This is a genomic window from Lysinibacillus sp. FSL M8-0337, assembly GCF_038593855.1.
Classification (GTDB): domain Bacteria; phylum Bacillota; class Bacilli; order Bacillales_A; family Planococcaceae; genus Lysinibacillus; species Lysinibacillus sphaericus_D.
The window spans coordinates 1,354,007-1,373,177 of sequence record NZ_CP151996.1 but is presented as its reverse complement, the minus strand read 5'-3'; the positions used below and the strand labels follow the sequence as shown (position 1 = coordinate 1,373,177).

General features: G+C 35.0%; 17 protein-coding genes and 2 pseudogenes. 7 read left to right on the top strand and 12 right to left on the bottom strand.

All coding sequences use genetic code 11. The annotated features are described in order from the left end of the window. Window positions 1-14: 14 nt before the first annotated feature. Window positions 15-848: pseudogene (locus MKY08_RS06310) on the top strand (transposase); the annotation flags it as partial. Between the two features lie 101 nt (window positions 849-949). Here MKY08_RS06310 and MKY08_RS06305 read toward each other — a convergent pair. Continuing rightward, the gene (locus MKY08_RS06305; RefSeq protein WP_069512061.1) at window positions 950-2,686 is read right to left on the bottom strand and encodes an N-6 DNA methylase; all 1,737 of its coding nucleotides are present in this window, start codon (window positions 2,684-2,686) and stop codon (window positions 950-952) included. Window positions 2,687-2,777: 91 nt separating this feature from the next. Here MKY08_RS06305 and MKY08_RS06300 point away from each other — a divergent pair, with 91 nt between their 5' ends. Next, entirely contained in the window at window positions 2,778-3,095 is a 318-nt protein-coding gene (locus tag MKY08_RS06300) for a helix-turn-helix transcriptional regulator (RefSeq protein WP_256093172.1), read from the top strand. Next, entirely contained in the window at window positions 3,064-4,113 is a 1,050-nt protein-coding gene (locus MKY08_RS06295) for a restriction endonuclease (RefSeq protein WP_141705584.1), read from the top strand. Before MKY08_RS06300 ends, MKY08_RS06295 begins: the two co-directional genes overlap by 32 nt. A gap of 54 nt (window positions 4,114-4,167) precedes the next feature. Here the strand turns inward: MKY08_RS06295 and MKY08_RS06290 are convergent, their stop codons facing one another. Next, window positions 4,168-4,743, bottom strand: a complete 576-nt coding sequence (locus tag MKY08_RS06290) for a recombinase family protein (protein ID WP_069512065.1) — start codon at window positions 4,741-4,743, stop codon at window positions 4,168-4,170. Between the two features lie 345 nt (window positions 4,744-5,088). Here MKY08_RS06290 and MKY08_RS06285 point away from each other — a divergent pair. Then, window positions 5,089-5,306, top strand: a pseudogene (locus MKY08_RS06285) (IS5/IS1182 family transposase); the annotation flags it as partial. A 1,409-nt stretch (window positions 5,307-6,715) separates the two neighbouring features. Here MKY08_RS06285 and MKY08_RS06280 read toward each other — a convergent pair. After that, window positions 6,716-7,579, bottom strand: coding sequence for an AraC family transcriptional regulator (locus MKY08_RS06280; protein ID WP_069512070.1), 864 nt, complete (start codon window positions 7,577-7,579; stop codon window positions 6,716-6,718). 383 nt (window positions 7,580-7,962) lie between these two features. On the opposite strand from MKY08_RS06280, the gene MKY08_RS06275 reads away from it, so the two are divergent. Then, complete coding sequence (locus tag MKY08_RS06275; RefSeq protein ID WP_069512073.1) at window positions 7,963-9,033, top strand: branched-chain amino acid aminotransferase; 1,071 nt, start codon at window positions 7,963-7,965, stop codon at window positions 9,031-9,033. Window positions 9,034-9,229: 196 nt separating this feature from the next. Here the strand turns inward: MKY08_RS06275 and MKY08_RS06270 are convergent, their stop codons facing one another. From MKY08_RS06270 to MKY08_RS06235, 8 genes are all read right to left on the bottom strand, one after another. Further along, entirely contained in the window at window positions 9,230-9,487 is a 258-nt protein-coding gene (locus tag MKY08_RS06270; RefSeq protein WP_342534824.1) for a hypothetical protein, read from the bottom strand. 136 nt (window positions 9,488-9,623) lie between these two features. Continuing rightward, on the bottom strand, window positions 9,624-10,013 hold the full coding sequence (locus MKY08_RS06265; protein ID WP_069512074.1) for a tautomerase family protein: 390 nt from the start codon (window positions 10,011-10,013) through the stop codon (window positions 9,624-9,626). A 75-nt stretch (window positions 10,014-10,088) separates the two neighbouring features. Continuing rightward, window positions 10,089-11,525 (bottom strand): phytoene desaturase family protein, encoded by a 1,437-nt coding sequence (gene crtI, locus MKY08_RS06260; protein ID WP_069512076.1) that lies wholly within the window; start codon window positions 11,523-11,525, stop codon window positions 10,089-10,091. Beyond that, entirely contained in the window at window positions 11,522-12,610 is a 1,089-nt protein-coding gene (locus MKY08_RS06255) for a glycosyltransferase (protein WP_081327958.1), read from the bottom strand. The genes crtI (MKY08_RS06260) and MKY08_RS06255 overlap by 4 nt, the downstream gene beginning before the upstream one ends. A 21-nt stretch (window positions 12,611-12,631) precedes the next feature. Beyond that, window positions 12,632-13,282, bottom strand: coding sequence for a lysophospholipid acyltransferase family protein (locus tag MKY08_RS06250; protein WP_069512154.1), 651 nt, complete (start codon window positions 13,280-13,282; stop codon window positions 12,632-12,634). After that, entirely contained in the window at window positions 13,275-14,021 is a 747-nt protein-coding gene (locus tag MKY08_RS06245; RefSeq protein WP_069512081.1) for a carotenoid biosynthesis protein, read from the bottom strand. Before MKY08_RS06245 ends, MKY08_RS06250 begins: the two co-directional genes overlap by 8 nt. Window positions 14,022-14,141: 120 nt before the next feature. Continuing rightward, entirely contained in the window at window positions 14,142-15,722 is a 1,581-nt protein-coding gene (crtI, locus tag MKY08_RS06240; RefSeq protein WP_069512084.1) for a phytoene desaturase family protein, read from the bottom strand. 230 nt (window positions 15,723-15,952) lie between these two features. Continuing rightward, complete coding sequence (locus MKY08_RS06235) at window positions 15,953-16,942, bottom strand: EAL domain-containing protein (RefSeq protein ID WP_069512087.1); 990 nt, start codon at window positions 16,940-16,942, stop codon at window positions 15,953-15,955. Window positions 16,943-17,309: 367 nt separating this feature from the next. Between MKY08_RS06235 and MKY08_RS06230 the strand changes: the two genes are divergently transcribed. Together MKY08_RS06230 and MKY08_RS06225 are read left to right on the top strand one after the other, a co-directional pair. Continuing rightward, window positions 17,310-17,477 carry a hypothetical protein gene (locus MKY08_RS06230; protein WP_176723190.1) on the top strand — a complete coding sequence of 56 codons (168 nt, stop codon included), beginning with the start codon at window positions 17,310-17,312 and terminating at the stop codon, window positions 17,475-17,477. Window positions 17,478-17,631: 154 nt separating this feature from the next. After that, window positions 17,632-18,135 (top strand): DinB family protein, encoded by a 504-nt coding sequence (locus MKY08_RS06225; RefSeq protein WP_069512089.1) that lies wholly within the window; start codon window positions 17,632-17,634, stop codon window positions 18,133-18,135. Between the two features lie 174 nt (window positions 18,136-18,309). Here the strand turns inward: MKY08_RS06225 and MKY08_RS06220 are convergent, their stop codons facing one another. Then, window positions 18,310-19,167: a PhzF family phenazine biosynthesis protein gene (locus tag MKY08_RS06220; RefSeq protein WP_069512092.1), complete on the bottom strand. Its 858-nt coding sequence runs from the start codon at window positions 19,165-19,167 to the stop codon at window positions 18,310-18,312. Window positions 19,168-19,171 lie beyond the last annotated feature (4 nt).

Genomic DNA, 19,171 nt, shown 5'->3' with positions numbered 1-19,171 from the left:
CATACTAATTGATCGACTATTTGGAACGTAAACTAAAATATCAAAGGGATTTCGAACTCTTGGACGGACGAAAAAGTTACTCAAAAACAGAACCAGATACGACATTTATGTGTATTAAAGATGACTATATGAAAAATAGTCAGTTGAAGGCAGGTTATAACATACAAGTGGAAACAGAAGGTCAGTATACCCTTGCCTACAGCATTTTTTCGAATCCAACTGATATAATTAATCCCTTTTTTAGGATGAAATCGAACAACATTATTTGAAGTTACCAAAACATATCGTAGCAGATGCTGGATATGGAAGTGAACAAAATTATGATAATATCCTTGTGAACCGTAAGCGAGAAGCCTTAATCACATACAACATGTATGTAAAAGAACATAGGAAACCGTATAAGCAAAACGAATTCAATACATCGAACTGTGCTTCTGATGAAGAAAATTATCGTTACACTTACCCAAACCAACAACAGCTTGAATTTAAATATCGTACCACAAAAACGGATAAGTATGAGTACACGCGTGCGTTTGTCAAGACTGTTCCTGTTGCCACCTCCGTTCATTCTGTACAAAAGCAAAAGAAGGAACGAATCGTAAGTTAATAGTGAATGAGAAGCGGGAACAACAAAAAACTATGTGAGAGCAAAGCTTTCAGAAGAAAAAACAAGAACCATTTATCGTCAACGCAAAATTAACGTGGAACCCGTTTTTGAATTCTTGAAGGCTAGTTTGCGTTTCACTCGATTTTCTGTACGAGGAAAATCGAAGGTTGCTAACGAGATGGGTCTCGCATTAATGGCTGTGAATTCTCTTGAATTCACAGCCATTAGCAAAAAACTATAGGGAGACAACATAAAAAACAGAGAAATCCGAATTTGAATGAATTCAAATTCGGATTTCTCACTAATAGAAGCTAGTTATGTCCCACCTTCTACATATTATTCCTAAACACTGAATGCTAATCTTACTTGTTCCTCTATTTCTAACTCTAACTGTTTTATTTCTTCTATTTCTAAATTCTGAGTAACAATATTTTTTGTTACTTCTACAATCTTTCTAGAATAAATAGAACTAGGGTCTGGTAAAACATAATTATCTACATATTGAGTCAAATATCTCTTACGTCCTGAATAAAGTACATTTTGAAATTCAATCCCATGGAAGCGATTCATTAACTGTGAATTTGCTATAGCTGCTGCTAAATATAATAAATCTCTATCTGCATCTTGTTCCTTCAATGTAATCCAATAACAATTTCCATCAACTAAATATTCGTTAGTATCAATAGAAAATTTCGGTTCAAGACTTATATCAGGAAAAACAATTTTTAAATCTTTAAAAGCCATTGGTTCTTGAGGAACCCAAATTTCATACCAATGTCTAGTTTTTGATTTAGCTAAATATGTTCTACCAGCTAATTGCTCATGATGATGTAATAAATACGCTTTAGCATTTACATAATCATCTAAATCAATAGCCTTTCTTTTACCTTCAACAAATTGATGTGTATATAAGATTTTTTTCTGTTCTACTAATTGACCATCAGATTTCCACTTTTGAATATTATCAGATGAAATCAATGGATTTAATAATTCTGCTTCTGGCTTTATATTTTCAGCTAGAGCTTCCCATTCATTATTATTATGAATAAAAACATTATCAGCTGTTGTTTTAATACCTACACGGACTTTAAACATATCCGAAAACTTACAAAAACTATTATTTTTAATCTGATTAACCCACTCTTTATCCTCTTTTGAAGCCATAACCCATAATTCTTTAGAATCCTCAGGAACCTTTAAATATCCAGACATCACTGAATATTTTTTATTACCAACTGCATAAATTCCTGATTCATTTTTATATAAAATTTCATATATCGAAGTGCATACTTCATCTACTTCTCCATCTGAAGTATCTTCATAAATTCTATAGCATTTAACGTTTTCATTTTTTATATTTTCATTTTCAGCTTTCTTACGACCGATAAAAATTGCTGGTAAAACGGCTGCATTAAATAATTTAGTATCGCCTAAATCAATAACTTCTAAAATTTCATAATTTTTATCTAAATAAGCCCGAATATCTTTGCCTCCAGCCGTAGTTAAATACCGATTAGAAGTAATAACACAAATTAAACCATTCGCTTTTAAATGTTGTGTCATTGCAACTAAAAAAGCTTGATATAAATCTACTCGACCTTTAAGTCCAAACATTTCTCCTAATTTTTGAGCTCTATCAGCTCCCATTACTTGGGTACGTACATAGGGCGGATTGGCTAATATCAAATCTACTAAATTTAATGTACCTTCGCTAATTAAATCGTTAGATTTATCTCCGTTCAAGCTGAATAAATCTGTTTTATAATTGTCAAAAAGCTCTAAATAATCACTTTGAAATACTGAAACACTTGAATCTTCACCAAAATAATTGCTAGCACTTTGAATAGCATTAGCATCTGTATCGACTCCAAGTAATTTAACGCTATTATCTTCAAATAACGTAGCTGCTGCTTTTAATAATTCTCCATCACCACAAGATGGATCAATTAACGTTAAATTTTCTATTTCATTAAAATTATATTTTAAAAATGCTTGTTTCAATCTGTCAGCCATAAAGTGCGACAAATCATTTGAGGTATAATGTGAACCCGTTTCTTTTGCTTCTGACAAACTAACCATAAAAAAACCACCTTTTTATTAATAATACTTGCAAAAATGAAATTGCTACTTATAAACATGGAAATGCTACTTATAATAGGTCGATTGTTTTATGAAAAAATTAGATAATAAGTATATGAAAAACAGCAATAACCACTTAACAGATGAAGAAAATGACCTTGAATTCCGAAAAGCTTTTGGGAAAAGAATTAAATTCTTACGAAACAAGAAAAACATCACACAAGAACGTTTAGGCTTTTTAGCAAACGTAGATCGCACTTATATCGGCGGATTAGAAAGAGGTGAAAGAAATATTACGCTAAGTAATATAAAAAGAATCGCCGATGCATTAGGAATACCTGTAATTAAACTATTTAAATTTGAGGAGGCAAAACATTATGAACCCGAAACAACTAGCACAACAGATTAAGGAAAACATCATGAATCATGAATTAACAATTTATCACGAAAGTGAAGTAGGTGACCCAGATTTCTGGTACCCAGCTAATGAAATGGAATATCTTTTAACAGACCAATTAGCTGGCTACAATCTAGATGGGTTTGCACTACGCACACGTTCTAAAATTGTGAAATCTCAAGTTTGTGAGGCTTTAGGTTATCCTGTTCCTAAATCCTTTAAAAAAACACAACCACGATTTTTATGTCAAAAATTTGACGTATATACCCAAAAATCAAACAACTTACAGATATGGAATGAAGAAATTTCTCCATCTCGACGCTACGTTTTAATCCGTATTTCAGAAGATGACATAATTACTAAAATTAAAGTCGTTACTGGAGACGTTTTAGCTAAATTAGATACAACTGGTAAACTCACTCAAAAATATCAAGCACGTTATTCGCATGCTCATAAAGAGCCAGCTGTACTTCTATCAAATGACACTGAATTCATCAATAATATTACTCAAGAATACAATATCTTTGATAAATTCACATCACCAACGTCTGACCCTAAAGAAGACGAACTAATGCCAATCGAATTAATATTCGATAAATTAAAAAATATCGTTGGTAAAACTATTCCTTACATCGGTGCAACACAAGAACGCAATCGAGGAGGACATCTTCATAAATTAATTTGTGAAGCTTTAGGTTATAGCTACTTTAAAGATAATGGCGATTTCCCTGATGTGAAACACCAATTACTTGAAGTAAAATTACAAACTTCTCAAACTATTGATTTAGGTTTATTCCTGCCTAGTGATGAAGAACCTTTAGACATTCCACAACTAAATCATCAACCGATTCATATGTGTGATGTACGATATGCTATATTCTTTGGCGATGTAATAAATAATCAAATTATCATAAAACACTTTTATTTAGTTAATGGCCAAGATTTCTTTACCTATTTCACTCAATTTGGTGGAAAAAAAATAAACAAAAAACTTCAAATTCCTTTACCAGCTACATTTTGGAATGAATAAAAATCGGCACAGAACAAAATATGTTCTGTGCTTTTATTATACCTGAATAAGAACTTATGCTCTATTTTCATCATTTATTATATTATAAACTGTAGCTCGACTAATACCATATGCTTTTGCAATATCTATTGCACTTTCACCAGATTCAAATAATGCAACAACTCTTCTTTTCGTAACTTCCTCTATCTTAGGTCTACCACCAATTCGGCCACGCTTTCTAGCTGCTTCTAAACCTGCCTTAGTACGTTGTTGTATAATATCACGTTCAAATTCAGCAAAAACAGCCAGCATACCAAACATAGCCTTTCCTGTAGGAGTTGTTGTATCAAAAGAATCACTTAAACTTACAAAATGAATACCTTTTTTCTGAAACAATTCAGTTAACTCATATAATTCTTTAGTGGATCTTGCTAAACGATACAATTTATAAACTACAAAAATATCATCTTCAACTGCAGCCTTTAATGCATTTTGAAGTTCGATACGTTTATCTTTTCTAGATGAAATCTTCTCAGAAAAAAAAACTAAAGACATACCTTTTTCTAGAGCATACTGCTCAATAGCCTGATATTGCATATCCAAATTTTGCTCATGAGTACTTACACGACCATAACCAATAACTCTACTCATCTAAAAACATACACCACCTATAAGTCTAAACCAATACGTTTTTTATAACTCTTATTTTAGACGAGTTTTTAGACATTTTCAACTAAAAAAATATCAATAATTCTATATTTATAACTCTAATAAACGATGTTTATTTAAACATATAAAATACTAAATTATCCATAACGATCTCTTAATCTTTTCAATATCAATCACATCACGCCATTCTAAATCTTTTTTTAATATATCCGTAGCAACTTGATAATAAATTCTAACCATCTAATATATTTCACAAATCGAAAAAATAAGATTTTGATCAACATCTAATGACATTTTTTCTTCTTCTGAAAACAATAACAACATACAATTCTTAATGTTGTCATGAAAAAATTCCATTTAGGTGCTCCACAAAGGCTTAATTATCCAGCAATGATTTATTCATTAATCATTCGGATCACTGAACATATTCCATTTATCAAAGATTTGATAACACGCCTTCGTACAGACTTACGTTTCAAGGTTGATTGTGATTTCCTCGTGTCGGATGAAACCCAATCAGAGGCCTCTTTTCGCGTATGATTACATAAATCAGTGAATCAAATTTCATCGTAATAGCGTGTAATCGCACGCATTTGTTCATAATTCTTGTACATATGTCGTTCTAGGATTCATTTTAAAATGTGTTTTCGCTGATTCATGAGCATCACACACATCGGTTTTGTTTCTACGCATTGAAGCCATTTGTAAGTGCGGTTCAAGCGGATTCAAACGGCAGTATGTATGATTGTAATCGCGTAGAAATTTATCTACACATTTTGAATAAACACCTGTGGCTTCAAACACAATTTCTAGCGTTTGTCCGTCAAGTATAGTTATCTCTTCGATGCGTTTGTGTAGCTTCTCAAAATCAACAAGCGTATGATATAACTCACCTTAAATTCACAATGTTTATAGTCGGCATAAATGGCAATTGTACTTTTCCCTTTACTACCTACTAATACCAAGTGCGATGACATGTTTCATACAAATTTTCTCCTTCAAAGCCAATCATAGAAGTCTCCACCTGACCTTATCGACTCCATTTTCTTATACACGATCTCTTAGACCCAACATACTAAACTGCTTCTAATAAGGATGTGAAGTTAGCCGGTTTATAATGGGGATTCTTGAATGATCCCAGAGGCTGGTCGGCTTTCCTTCACTTCTACTATAAAAAAATAGTAGCACAAACCATGGCCTTGGATTGTACTACTATTGTTAGAATATTTTGATTGAGTACTTAATATCATAATTATTTGCTATAACTGATAGAGCCTTTACATCATACTTTATATTTTTTCTGTTTATCTGTACTGATATAACTGATTATTAAGTGGTTATAAGTTAAGCGGAAAACGAGCCAAAGGAGAGCTTTAGCCTACTCTCCAATAGCTGTAATATTCATGCTTACTCACTTGCTTTCGTATCTCCTGGAGCGAGTAGAATCGTTACATCATGTTTATGAACTCACTTGGGTAATGCCAATAACTCGCTCCGTTTCTTCCTTCCATTTGCTCCAATTCAATGCAATATTGTGATCCTCGGTATTATCCAAAATACGTAATACAAGCTCCGTAGCGTAGTCTTTCGAGTAACCGAGGGTGTAACGAGAGCAAACTTCGCAGTATGACGTGTATGAGCTTCTGTGAGCTTCATATTTTGCACTAAAGCGGAAGCGAAGCCTTTGAGGTCTAACTTTCTCCTCATCACTTAAGGCGAAGTATTCACGGCTTTGTATTGGTGCCTTACGTGCAGGCTCCAATTGCTTAAGCTTGTCCAGTGGAATGTTTAAAAAGCTCGTATATCTTTGACCCGCTCACTGTTCAACAAGTAACGAAAATCTTGAATAGACTCGAAGGTCGTTTCGATATAGTACCGTTTTTAACTTCACCATTAACATTAGTATTAAAATACAAATTGTTTGAGAATTGTTTGCGTGCCTGACACCGCTTTACTACTTAATCGGTATCCAAATTTCCGAATATAAATTTTCACTTGTAGGGTCTTCATCCGTATAAACCTCTAATTCAGCTGTTCCAGCAGGTTCATATGGATTGGATGGGAACCATTCCGAGAAAATTTTCTTCCAAGCATTTTGCATTGCATCTGGCATCGGGCCTCGCACTTCAAAGACAACCCATTTCGATGCTGGTACTTCCATTGCTAACATATTTTCAGGTACTTCCCCTACGTGATCCGTTGCAATCCAATAGTCTATTAAATGATTATCCTTATAGTTTTCATCTGGTACACACACACCCAGTACCCCTTTGATTTGCCCGTTGTTTAAAGTAAATAATTGCTCGTCCATACCTTGCCCATTTAGTTCATTCCAAAATTGAGGTATGCCTTGTAAATTCTCACCTGTTTGGCAATTATACGTTCTTTTGACACCCACAACTTGAAACTTTTCTTTCTCTACAATGTTATATTTCATTGGTTCTGCTCCCTTCAAAGTCACCTGGATAATCAGGCGATTGTATGATTGTAATGGTCCTTGCTGTTTACGTACTTCACTTGGCGTTACATTATGCTGCTTACGAAACGCTTTGGTAAATGCTTCAGGAGAGTCGTAGCCATATTTGTAGGCGATGTCGATTACTTTACTATCCGTATTGATTAACTCTTGGGCAGCCAACGTTAATCTTCTTCGTCTAATATAATCTGCGATAGACATATCTGTTAAAATAGAAAATGTCCGTTGAAAATGAAAAACAGAGGCATTTACTTCTTGTGCTATTTGTTCCATCGTAATGCTTTCATGTAAATGCTCTTCTATATAATTTATTGCCTTTTGAATCGACTCAATCCAACTCAAATGCCCTCACTCCTTACTTCAAGATTATCGTATTCAATTAATATCATCCTGTCTTTTTATGCTATCTTTGGACAGGTACCCCCCACTTTAATTTCCAAACCTTTACTTCAATCATAATCGTTTCGACGTGCTAATTACATACATAGTTAGCATGTGAAAGCTGAAGATTCTAATCATGCCTATCGGACGTCACAACTAAAGTACGTGTTGCTCACCTGAAAAAACATTTCTTTATCTATGTAATGTTGGAATTTGTTGAATTAAATAAATATTTCAGCAATTTTATTAATTATTAGTAGATTCTTAGTATTTCATTAATTTAAAATAAACAGTATTATTAAGTATTATAGATAAATCACCTAATGACATAAGACGCGGAGGATATGACGATGTTAGAAATTAAAAAAGAATTAACAACAAACCCAAAAGAAAAACCTGCAGTAGACCAATTAGGGTTCGGACAATTTTTTACAGATCACATGTTTATAGTCGATTATACAGAAGGAATGGGATGGCATGATCCACGCATTATCCCGTATCAGCCGCTTTCTATCGATCCATCAGCAATGGTCTTCCATTATGGACAAGCTGTATTTGAAGGCTTAAAAGCTTATGCAACAGTAGATAACGGAGTTCTATTATTCCGCCCAGACCGTAATTTCAACCGCTTAAATCATTCAAATGAGCGTATCGTCATTCCAGCAATTGATGAAGAACTTGCATTAGAGGCGTTAAAGCAATTAGTAACATTGGATCGCGAATGGGTTCCAACTGCACCAGGAACATCTCTTTATATCCGTCCATTTATTATTGCAACTGAGCCTCACTTGGGCGTACACCCTTCGAATAGTTATCAATTTATTATCATTATGTCGCCATCGGGTTCTTACTACAAAGAAGGCATTAATCCAGTCAAAATCATGGTGGAACAGCACTTTGTACGGGCTGTCGTGGGGGGAACTGGCGAAGCAAAAACCGCTGGTAACTATGCAAGTGCCCTGAAAGGACAAGAAATTGCGCATAAGGAAGGCTACTCTCAAACATTATGGCTTGACGGCAAGGAACACCGTTACATTGAAGAAGTAGGAAGCATGAATATTTTCTTCAAAATAAATGGTACTGTAATTACGCCAGCATTAAACGGAAGCATCTTACCAGGTATTACGCGTGACTCGATGCTGCACGTATTAAAAGCAAAAAACATCCCAGTCGAAGAACGTCGTATTTCAATTGATGAAGTGGTTGAAGCCTATCATAACGGCACTTTGGAAGAAGCATTTGGTACGGGCACGGCAGCGGTTATTTCACCTGTCGGAGAGTTGAAATGGCGCGACGAAAAAATTCTAATTAACAACGGTGAAATTGGTGAAATTTCACAAATGCTTTACGATACATTAACAGGCATCCAAAATGGCACGCTTGAAGATTCATTCGGTTGGACAATTAAATTATAGAAATAAACAAATAAAAAATAGCTAGAAAATGCAAAAGTGTTAGATTGACCACAATCAATCTAACACTTTTTTTGCTGTTATCCACTTAGGAAGAAGCTTTTCTCCTCCGCTACTAAAATATTTTTACTAATGGTTGATTTTTAATGACATTGAAATAACACTAAAATAGTAGTACCTTTAGCGCTTTTCCAAAGCTCTACAAAAAAGCAATAGCATTAGGAAAATCATTTAAGCAAGCTTCATCATCTAGGCTAATATTATTTTTATACTTTGTACGCCATTCAGACTTAACATCATGCATTACTAAACGCTCTAACTTACTTATTCGTTCCGTTTGATAGTGACAGATAAAAATTTCTTCTAATTCGCCACTAAAAATCATTTGTTCAAGTTCCCGTAACGTAACATTATTAGCGTAAATTTCACTTGATACGCATACTTCATCGTGAAACATCTGATTGTTTTCTTTGTCTATGAAGTAGCCTTTTCTTATCACGTTGTTCAACCCTTTTTGTTTAGTACTTGCCTAAGTAAATTTCGATAACCGTTTGTTACAAGGGTCTGTCATTTCAATCTACCTATACAAAAACTCATATATTTACGTTATAAGTTAATGTTAACTCATCTCCAGGCAGTCCCCTTATTCCCCAATTATGCTTTGGCGTTTCAAAAATCGTAATTTCGATATCTTGAGGCGCTATACGCAGTTCACTATGAATCTTGTCAAATAGCAATGTAAATAATTGCTTTTTCGTTTCCACTGTTCGACCTTCAAACATGCTTATTTCAATAATGGTATAGGCATCACTTCTATCACTTGGAAAGAAAAAATCTTCTTTATCCATCGGAAAAATACGATGAAATTTCTTATCTGAAGGCAATGCAAGTGCCTCCATCATACATGCATGAATAATCGTCGATAATGTTGCCTTAATAGGATTTAAGCTATCTTTCATACCATATATTTTAACTTGCCCCATATGATCTCTCCCTTCTCTACTACCCCACTTATAACAATTCTATAAAAACTGCGAATGTCCTTTCAATCACTGTCGCTAATGTTGATTGACAATTGCATCGGCTACATGCATACCACCTAATGTCACAAGAGGTGATCCCCCTCCTGGATGCGTACTGCCACCTACAAAGTATAAGTTTGATGCAATCGAACTCTTATTGGGATGACGAAAAAAAGCACTGCGAAAACTATTGGATGCATACCCATATAAAGCACCTTGATAGCTATTGAAATCTTGTGCAATCGTTTGTGGCGTAATAATTTGCTTTTGTACAATGGCGTCTTTTATATAAATGCTATATCGCTCAAGTTGTTTCATTATTTTTTCATCATATTGGTCAGGTGGTGTTTGCCCAGCGGGTGCATTCACTAAAATAAGCAAATTATCGCCTTTAGGAGAACGAGTCACATCTGTTTTAGATGAATTGCAAATGTAAATTGTCGGCTCGTCTACATAAACCTTTTGCTCAAATAGTTGCTCAAACTCGTTAAAATAGTTTGGTGAGAAAAAGACATTATGATGTTTCAAAGATGCTATCTTTTTATTTAAGCCTGCTAGAATAACGAAAACCGAGGACGATGGAGTAATCTGCTTCTTCTTTGCGTGTAAGCTACTGTCCATTAACGTTGGCATTGCCTGTAAAATATCTGCATTGACTACCAATAAGTCACTAAAAATTTTCTCACCCTGTTTGAGTTCAATACTTTTTGCTACACCATTGTCTATATCAATATTTGTTACTTCACTGTTCGTATAAATTTTCACCCCAAGCTCGCGTGCACGCCTTTCAAAACCTTTGGCAATTGAAGCTGTCCCACCCGGTACATAATAAACGCCTTCCACAAGTTCTAAATAAGCAATCATCGCAAATGTGGCAGGTGTCTTATACGGAGACGACCCAATATACGTTGCATAGCGCATAAAACATTGCAAAACAAAAGGATTCGTAAAATAACGTTGCAAAAACTTTTCCAATGTTTCAAAGGGTCGAACTGCTATAAGCGCGTTGGCTAGTTTCGGAGATATAAAATCCTTTTTTGATAGAAAAGCTTTATTTAAAAAATGCTGTCTTGCTAAAAAGTATAGTCGAGATATTTCTGTAATAAAGGCTGGATAATTTTTTGCCCCATGTGGATCTAAATGCTGTAACTGACGAATCATAAACGCTCGATTATTTGACAAATAAAATGTTTCGCCATTTACTCCTACATTTTTCATATGTGGTTGTACCTCCACAAAGCGAAAATAAGGGGCTGCATCAACACCTGTTTGTTCAATTACTTGATTAAAGACATAGGGCATCGTTATCGTATTCGGTCCAAAATCAAAATAGTAGTCACCTAACGTAATTGGTCGCATTTTACCGCCCAACGTACTATTTTTCTCAAATAAATGCACATCATATCCTTTATGTGCAAGTGAAATGGCACAGGCAAGCCCGCCTAACCCACCACCAATAATACTAACCTTCATTTATAAGACCTGCCTTTCCAAGTATAAGCTCCCCCTGTTTTCGATAACACAACTGAACGCCATAAAATACATAACAACGCCACAACAGACCCCGAAATACCCAAACTATAAACGATTGGTGTTTTACTTGCTATATCACAAATCATTTTGTGTATAACTGTGATAATAAAAGGAAGTATGAAAAGTGGTTGCCATGTCGTCACACCATACACACCAAAGATCAATGGCACGATATACAATAGCGAATAAAATAATGTTAAGCCCATTGCCATTGGGATCGATCGACCAATTCCTACAAAAATATTTTTAGAAAAACCTTCCCACGTCTCTTTACTCGTTTCATACATATGACAATGCACACAATCCGTAACATTGGTCAGTAATACACGATAGCCATGCCGTTTCAGCCTTTGTGCAATATGTATATCTTCTACTAAAGAGCTTTTTACTGCCGCATGTCCGCCTACATGGTCATAACTTGCCGTTTCAAAAAACATAAATGCTCCATTTGCAGCTGTGGTAGCCTGAATTTTGGTATAGTTTGCAAGAGCAATTGGTAAATGGAAATAGACAATAAAATGCATCATTGGAATAAGCATTTTATCAAGCCAATTTGTATAATAGAATTTTGGAAACCCTGTAACTAGTGACGCATTGTATTGTTTAGCTCTTGCTATTGCATAAGTAAGCGTATGTTGATGAAGTGTCACATCTGCATCGATAAAAGCTAAGAAACGACCATGTGCATGTTGACGGAGCTGATAACAGGCGTGTACTTTTCCAATCCAGCCTTCCTTTAATGGTTCGCCACGAATAACTTGAAATCTAGTATCATCCCCAATTTCTTGAAGTAATAATGAATATGTGCTATCAGTCGATTGATCTTCATAAATTATTATTTCTATATTTTCATAGCGAATATTTTTCAGCATGGCAATACATTTTTGCACATTTCTTGCTTCATTTCTCATCGGCACTAAGACTGAAATCAAGGGATATTCATGCAAGGTGAAGTCACTTTTTAAGTTAGGTAAGAAAGTAAGATTTATAATCGTCCATATGCAAAAACCTAGTAAGATGCTCATTAAAATAATCAAATTCACACCTCATAATATATTGATATATTTTTCGTAGTGATTTGTAACTACATCTTGCTTCAACGAATTCAATTGGGCTGTCATGATTTCCTCAAAATGCTGTGTAAGATTTTCATTGTTTTTTCCTTCTATCTCGATGGGACCTCCGATAGAAATCCATACTTCCCCCTTCATCATATGGCGAAAAGTATAGTATATCGTGACTGGAATAACAGGTATTCGAGGAGATTTTCCCGCTAAAAAAGCGGCCCCTTTTTGAAATTGTAATGGGCGTGCTTCTAAATGAACCTCTGCCCCTTGTGGAAACAAGGCAACACTTTTTTCTTCATTTAATAACATTTGTGCATAACGGAGCGATTGCATCACATGTTTTGCACTATGTGGATTGACAGAAAAAGCACCGATCCATTTAAAAATCGGTACTTGTTTTATGCCATCTTCATGCGTCATCATATAAATTGGCGGTACTTTCTGTCGCTTTTCCAGTTGAAAAAATATAAGTCCATCCCACCAGCTACTATGATTCGCAATAAAAAGGGCATTTTTTGGCAAGGGCTCCTCTATAGCAAGCCAAATTTTATGAAAATAGCGAGTTAATAACCTTTGTTGCACGAGGTGAAACATCCAAGCAGCCACTTTACTTTTTTTTGCTTCAAACATAATGTTCATCTCGCTTCATAGTTACAAGTAGGATAGCTAAAACGATTACTGGAATGATTGCTGCTAAATAGAGTTTGTTTAACAGGGCGATAAATGCAAACATACAAATCATTAAGCTATATAAAAGGACCATTCGTTGTTGCCACTGCTTATCTACGTTTAGCAAGTTGCCAAAGAGCCCTATGACGATATGTAAAACCAAAGCAGTTAAAAACCAGCCAAGAAAATTGGTAAATGGAATGTCATAATAATACCCGCCCTGTTCCCATACCCAATATTCTTTGACTTTAAAGGAAACAGGATCAAGTACTAAATCAAACACCACCGCTAATAGACTCGCAATAATAGAGCGAATCCACCTATTTGGTAGACGAACAATATGCACTATCGCATGGGAAGTGGCAATCACCATAATCCAAGCGAAACCGATTGCAATAGGCACGCCAAAAAGATTAGGTTCGAAATATTGCGTATAATGATAAGAGCCAAAAAGAATGGAATGGGTAGATCCTAAATATTCGACAATAAACGTTGTGATAAAAATGAGTGTACTAATACTCACACCATAAATTGCGCCAAATCCCCTAAAAAAATAAATAACCCCAAGCACACCCGCTGTGATAATAAAGACACTGTTTGCCCATTCAAGCCATGTTGGCAATAGATTAAACCCTACTAAAATCACACCGAAGCTATACCAAATAAGAAAAAAATAAAAAATATGATGTTGCCATCTCATAAAGTTGTGCTACCCCACCTTTTTGTATTTTTAAAAAGATTCATACTAACCTTATGAACTTAATCCTTAGACATTACTCCGGTGCGATGAAAGGAAAACGCTAGATTACTAGATTTATCATTAAATTTGTACCGCATCGATTCCGTTACCATGTCCTTTTGGCATTTTAGGGTCAAAGAGTTCTACTTTTGGTAATGGCTTTATAGCGAATTCCGTCATCTTCTCTTTTCTTAAAATACCATTTGCCGTAATACGTGCCGACTCTAAAATAATAGGTAATCCACTTCCTGGATGCGTACCTCCTCCTACTAGCCAGCAATGATCCAACTCTTCAAATTTATTATGAGGACGGAATGTTAGCATTTGTGTTAACTGATGTCCTAGATTAAAGGTCGCCCCTTTATATACATCAATTTCCTCTTCCCAACCTCTTGGCGAAATCATTTTTTCTTCTTCAATATATTGTGCAAGATTATCAATCCCAAGTTTCTGTTCAAGCATTCCTATTAACATATCACGATAGTCTTTTTCACATTTCTCCCATTCGATATTACTAAAGTTATTCGGTACAGGTGCAAGAATATATAGCGTTGATTTCCCTTGTGGTGCAACTGTTGGATCAGTCACCACAGCATTTTGGATATAAATGGAAGGGTCGTCTGATAATATTTTGGCATTTGTAATATCTTCCACATTTTGACGATAGTCCTCAGCAAACCAAATTGTATGGTGTGGCAAATCAAATGTTTTATTGACACCTAGATATAACATAAATGTTGAACAAGAGTATTTTTTCTTGTCTAACTTTTCCTTCGAATATTTTTTTAGTACACCTGGTTCTACTAGATTCGTCATGGCATGAGCAAAGTCTCCGTTAATAATGACATCATCAGCCGCAACTTTTTCACCATTTTCTAAAATAACACCTCTTACTTTACGTCCTTCTAACCATAATTTTGATACACCAATGCCTGTAAAAATTTCTCCATTATTTTCACGTACAACTTTAGCCATCGCTTGTGTTAACTTGTTCAAGCCACCTTTAACATGATACACGCCATAGGCATGCTCAATATAAGAGAGGATCGAAAAGGCACCTGGACTTTCCCAAGGAGACATACCAAGATACTTCGCTTGGAAAGTAAACGCAAGCTGTAATTCTTCTTGTTTATAATAGCGCGATAATGTATCAATTAAAGATTTACCGACTTCTAGCTCTCCTAATGCTTTTAAAACCTTTGGTTGAAGTAAATCTGTAAAGCGATTCATACTCGTTTGTAAAACAGGGGCTAATTTTTCTAATTTGCGATTTGTTTCCTTCATATATCGCTCATAGCTTCCTTCATTTCCCGGGAAAAGCTCATTTATTTGGCGAATCATTTCGTTTCTGTCACGTGTCATTTTAATTTTTTTATCACTAAAAATCAGCTCATACATAGGATTCAAGTCAATTAGCTCTATGTAATCATGAATATTTCTTCCAGTAAGTTCAAAAATCTCTTCTACAATATATAGCATATTTAAAAATGTAGGGCCCATATCAAACTTGTATTCGCCTAGCTGTATTTCGCTCGTTCTCCCACCAATATAATTCTTTTTCTCAAATACTTTTACATTGAAACCCTTTGCAGTTAGCAACATCGCTGATGCTAACCCACCCGGGCCAGCTCCGACAATAATGATTTCTTTGTTCTTTTTCATCATAAAACCTCCCTATATCCTTAAGTTAGCTAGTATTTGCAAAGTTGTTTTAAATGGTCACGTTCTTGTATAAGTAATCCAGTTTTATATTATACAAGAATTCTACAACAAGTATACAACTGCTGTACAAAAATTTGCAAATAATAAAGAAGCTAAAAAATGCAAAAAAAATACCTTGAACAAAAGCTTGTACAAGATAAGCTTCATTCAAGATATTGTTGTTTATGTTTTTACAGTTTCCGTTGAGGATGTATGCTCGGTTTTCCAAAGAGGTAACCTTGAAAAAGCTGATAGCCATTTTCCTTTAACCATTCAAAATCCGCTCTGCTCTCAATACCTTCTGCTAACGGAATCGCATTCACTTCAAAGGCCTTCGCTAAAAACTGCTTGGCTACTGCTTGCTTTTCACTATTTCCGCTAACACCTTGAACATATTTGATGTCCAATTTCATATATTGAGGCTTTAAGTCTGCAAGCATTTCCAGCGTGTTGTACCCTTCCCCAACATCATCCAAGGCATATTGAAAGCCCTTTTGTTTATAGTAATTGAGAATTGATTTTAAATGCTCAATGTCATCGACTTTGTCTGATTCGACTACTTCAAAAACAAACTGATTCGGATCAATGCCTAATTGATTTGCTAATTGTACTGTTGTTTGTAAACAAAACTCTGGGGAATAAATAGACGTGGGAATAAAGTTTATAAATGTCTTTTTCTTTAATACTGCTGAATAGCGCACTGCCGCCATTCTACATATGCGATCTAGAGCATATAACCGTCCACGACTTCTCGCAGCAGTAAAAATTTCATTAGGATAGATTAGAGAACCATCCTCTCTTGGAAACCTAGATAATATTTCATAAGCATAAATTTCTTCATTTGCATCGATAATCGGTTGAGAGAAGCTAATAACAGATTTCTTCCTGATTACTTCATCAATCCACTTCATCTCTAAAATCGGCTCGATTTCTGTAATAGGTTGCCACGTTCTATTGTCAAAACGAAAATAAACTTGCGCTAAATCCATATAATCATGGCAAAAATCAAGCAACTCCCTGACGCCTGACTCTTGAATAATAAAAAAATCATCCTTTACCGAAATCAACAAGCCTCTTCTTTTAAAATAATTGACTACCTTTTCCATCAGTGATAGATTTTGTTGTCCCTTTAACTGTATGTCAAACTGTAACTCTAAAACTAAGCAGCTTTTACAAGGCATATTGATTCCCCCAGTATAGTAATAACGACTTCTCCTCTTATTTTCGTTAAATTATACAATTATGGATATTCATTATCAATTAATCTCTCACATTATTACTAGCTCTAACAGTTTGCTTGTCATGTTCTTAGCATAGAAGGATTTCAAATAGCTATAAACTGTTAGTTGTCAAATGCCTCTTTTTGTAAAACGCACTTTAAAATATAGCTTTTTTAGCCATTTTCTGTTTCTAAAACTTTGAATAATATTTCTCCTGACAAACCATCAATATACACAATAGAATCTCGGTAATCTTTTTGCAAAGCAACGATGTATGAAGTAAAAAAATAGGGCAAGAATAAAAGTATAAACATTATGAGGTGAATGAATGAAAAAATTATTTATCGGTACATTTACAGCAATTCTAGCAACAGGACTATTATTTGGATGTGGTACATCAAAAGATAAAACAGAGCCCAATGATACGGAAGCACCATCTACACACAAAGAACATATGCAAGATCACAATAAAACAGAAGACACATCAAAAGAATAACTTCTCCTATAATGCAAGAACAGTAACCAAAAAACCAGCTCAAATCATCAATCGAGCTGGTTTTTAATTATTTATAAAAACATAATGTTATTTCATGCAATCGAGGATAAAATTGATATGTATAGAAATAAAACTATATTTTAGGAGGGTTTTAATGTTCCAAACTGTAGACCATTTTATACAATCTTGGGCATTTGAAGCGAGTGCCACACAAAAATACCTCAACACGCTGACGGACCAATCCCTTACACAAACCATCACATCAGATAATTGGACTTTAGGACGCATTGCTTGGCATACTGTAACTGCTATTCATATTATTACATCCAATACAAACTTAACGTTTGAAGCTCCAACAGTCGATTATCCCGTCCCTACCTCGGCTCATTATATAGCAGACTGTTATCACCAAGCTAGTAGTGCATTTATCCATGCATTAACAACGCAATGGAAAGACAAGACAATGACGGAATATATACAATTTCTAGGCCAAGAAATACCGAATGGATCACTATTATTGTTTTTAATGCAACATCAAAGTCACCATCGCGGGCAAATGAGCGTTCTTATGCGACAGGCTGGTTTAAACGTTCCAGGCATTTATGGCCCTTCAAAAGAGGAATGGGCAAACTTTGGTATGGATGCCCCACAAATGTAACGCAATTTAAAAATGATGAAAAAGTGTTAGGATAACTGCCGGCAATTCTAACACTTTTTTGCTACGACAGGGACTTATTGAAAATCCATGCTAATTTGCAAACTTCTACCGAGATTTCCCCTTTTAATAAAGTGAAGAATTTGTCCTGCCCAAGGAGTTTTTTAGTAGTGTTGTCTAGTATAATTCGCCTTTTGTCAAGATTATGGCATTTCCTCCCACCATCACTCTTGGATCATTATTATGTATTAATTTAGTGATAATGGTAGAAGGTCTGCCCATGCTATAGCCTTGCAAAAACGTGAATTCTTCATTAAATTTCGTTAGCACGCGATTATGAAGAAGATAATACGTTAATGCACCATTGGAAGTCCCTGTTGCTGCTTCTTCATCAATCCCATAGAGCGGGCAAAAGTTTCTACTCTCTGCTATTCCACTATCTGTGTCCAGTGTAAATGCATGAACGCCTCCTATGTTATGGCGTTTGGCATATTGCGTAAGGGCATTAAAATCAGGGTTTAACGCGTATAATGCATCTTTTGTTTTGATTGGAAGCATAATATCCCAAAGCCCAGTGCTTACAGCTTGAGGCACTAGTTTAAAATGGTTATCGCCAATTTGCTCTTTATCCATATTAAAAAGAGTAGACAGCTTATCATAATCATCAAAGATTTTTCCGAGTCTTGGTTCAGCTTGCTCCATCATAAAAAATGATTGATTCACTTCAACAGCCAGTGTGCCCGCCAGTGTTTTCATATAGTAAGTATGGTTATCTTCAATCGCTTGACAGTCCAATAGCGCTTTAAAGGAGGCTATTGTAGCATGGCCACACAGTGCTACTTGGGAAGTTGGTGTGAAAAATTTTATATCAAAATGATTATTGTCTATTTTTTTAATAAAGGCTGTTTCTGAAAAGCGAACCTCCGCAGCAAACTTTTGCATAAATTCTTCGTTTAAATGTTCATAAATCACTACGCCTGCCGGATTTCCGCCAAACTTTATCTCTGTAAAAGCATCAATTACATAATAGTACAAAGCT

Coding starts and splice junctions, on each gene's coding strand:
- MKY08_RS06245 (WP_069512081.1), bottom strand. CDS start 14,021: ATGAGATGGCAACATCATATTTTTTATTTTTTTCTTATTTGGTATAGC.
- crtI (WP_069512084.1), bottom strand. CDS start 15,722: ATGAAAAAGAACAAAGAAATCATTATTGTCGGAGCTGGCCCGGGTGGG.
- crtI (WP_069512076.1), bottom strand. CDS start 11,525: ATGAAGGTTAGTATTATTGGTGGTGGGTTAGGCGGGCTTGCCTGTGCC.
- MKY08_RS06230 (WP_176723190.1), top strand. CDS start 17,310: ATGAAAAAATTATTTATCGGTACATTTACAGCAATTCTAGCAACAGGA.
- MKY08_RS06300 (WP_256093172.1), top strand. CDS start 2,778: ATGAAAAAATTAGATAATAAGTATATGAAAAACAGCAATAACCACTTA.
- MKY08_RS06255 (WP_081327958.1), bottom strand. CDS start 12,610: ATGAGCATCTTACTAGGTTTTTGCATATGGACGATTATAAATCTTACT.
- MKY08_RS06225 (WP_069512089.1), top strand. CDS start 17,632: ATGTTCCAAACTGTAGACCATTTTATACAATCTTGGGCATTTGAAGCG.
- MKY08_RS06250 (WP_069512154.1), bottom strand. CDS start 13,282: ATGTTTGAAGCAAAAAAAAGTAAAGTGGCTGCTTGGATGTTTCACCTC.
- MKY08_RS06305 (WP_069512061.1), bottom strand. CDS start 2,686: ATGGTTAGTTTGTCAGAAGCAAAAGAAACGGGTTCACATTATACCTCA.
- MKY08_RS06270 (WP_342534824.1), bottom strand. CDS start 9,487: ATGTTTCACGATGAAGTATGCGTATCAAGTGAAATTTACGCTAATAAT.
- MKY08_RS06295 (WP_141705584.1), top strand. CDS start 3,064: ATGAACCCGAAACAACTAGCACAACAGATTAAGGAAAACATCATGAAT.
- MKY08_RS06265 (WP_069512074.1), bottom strand. CDS start 10,013: ATGGGGCAAGTTAAAATATATGGTATGAAAGATAGCTTAAATCCTATT.
- MKY08_RS06290 (WP_069512065.1), bottom strand. CDS start 4,743: ATGAGTAGAGTTATTGGTTATGGTCGTGTAAGTACTCATGAGCAAAAT.
- MKY08_RS06275 (WP_069512073.1), top strand. CDS start 7,963: ATGACGATGTTAGAAATTAAAAAAGAATTAACAACAAACCCAAAAGAA.
- MKY08_RS06235 (WP_069512087.1), bottom strand. CDS start 16,942: ATGCCTTGTAAAAGCTGCTTAGTTTTAGAGTTACAGTTTGACATACAG.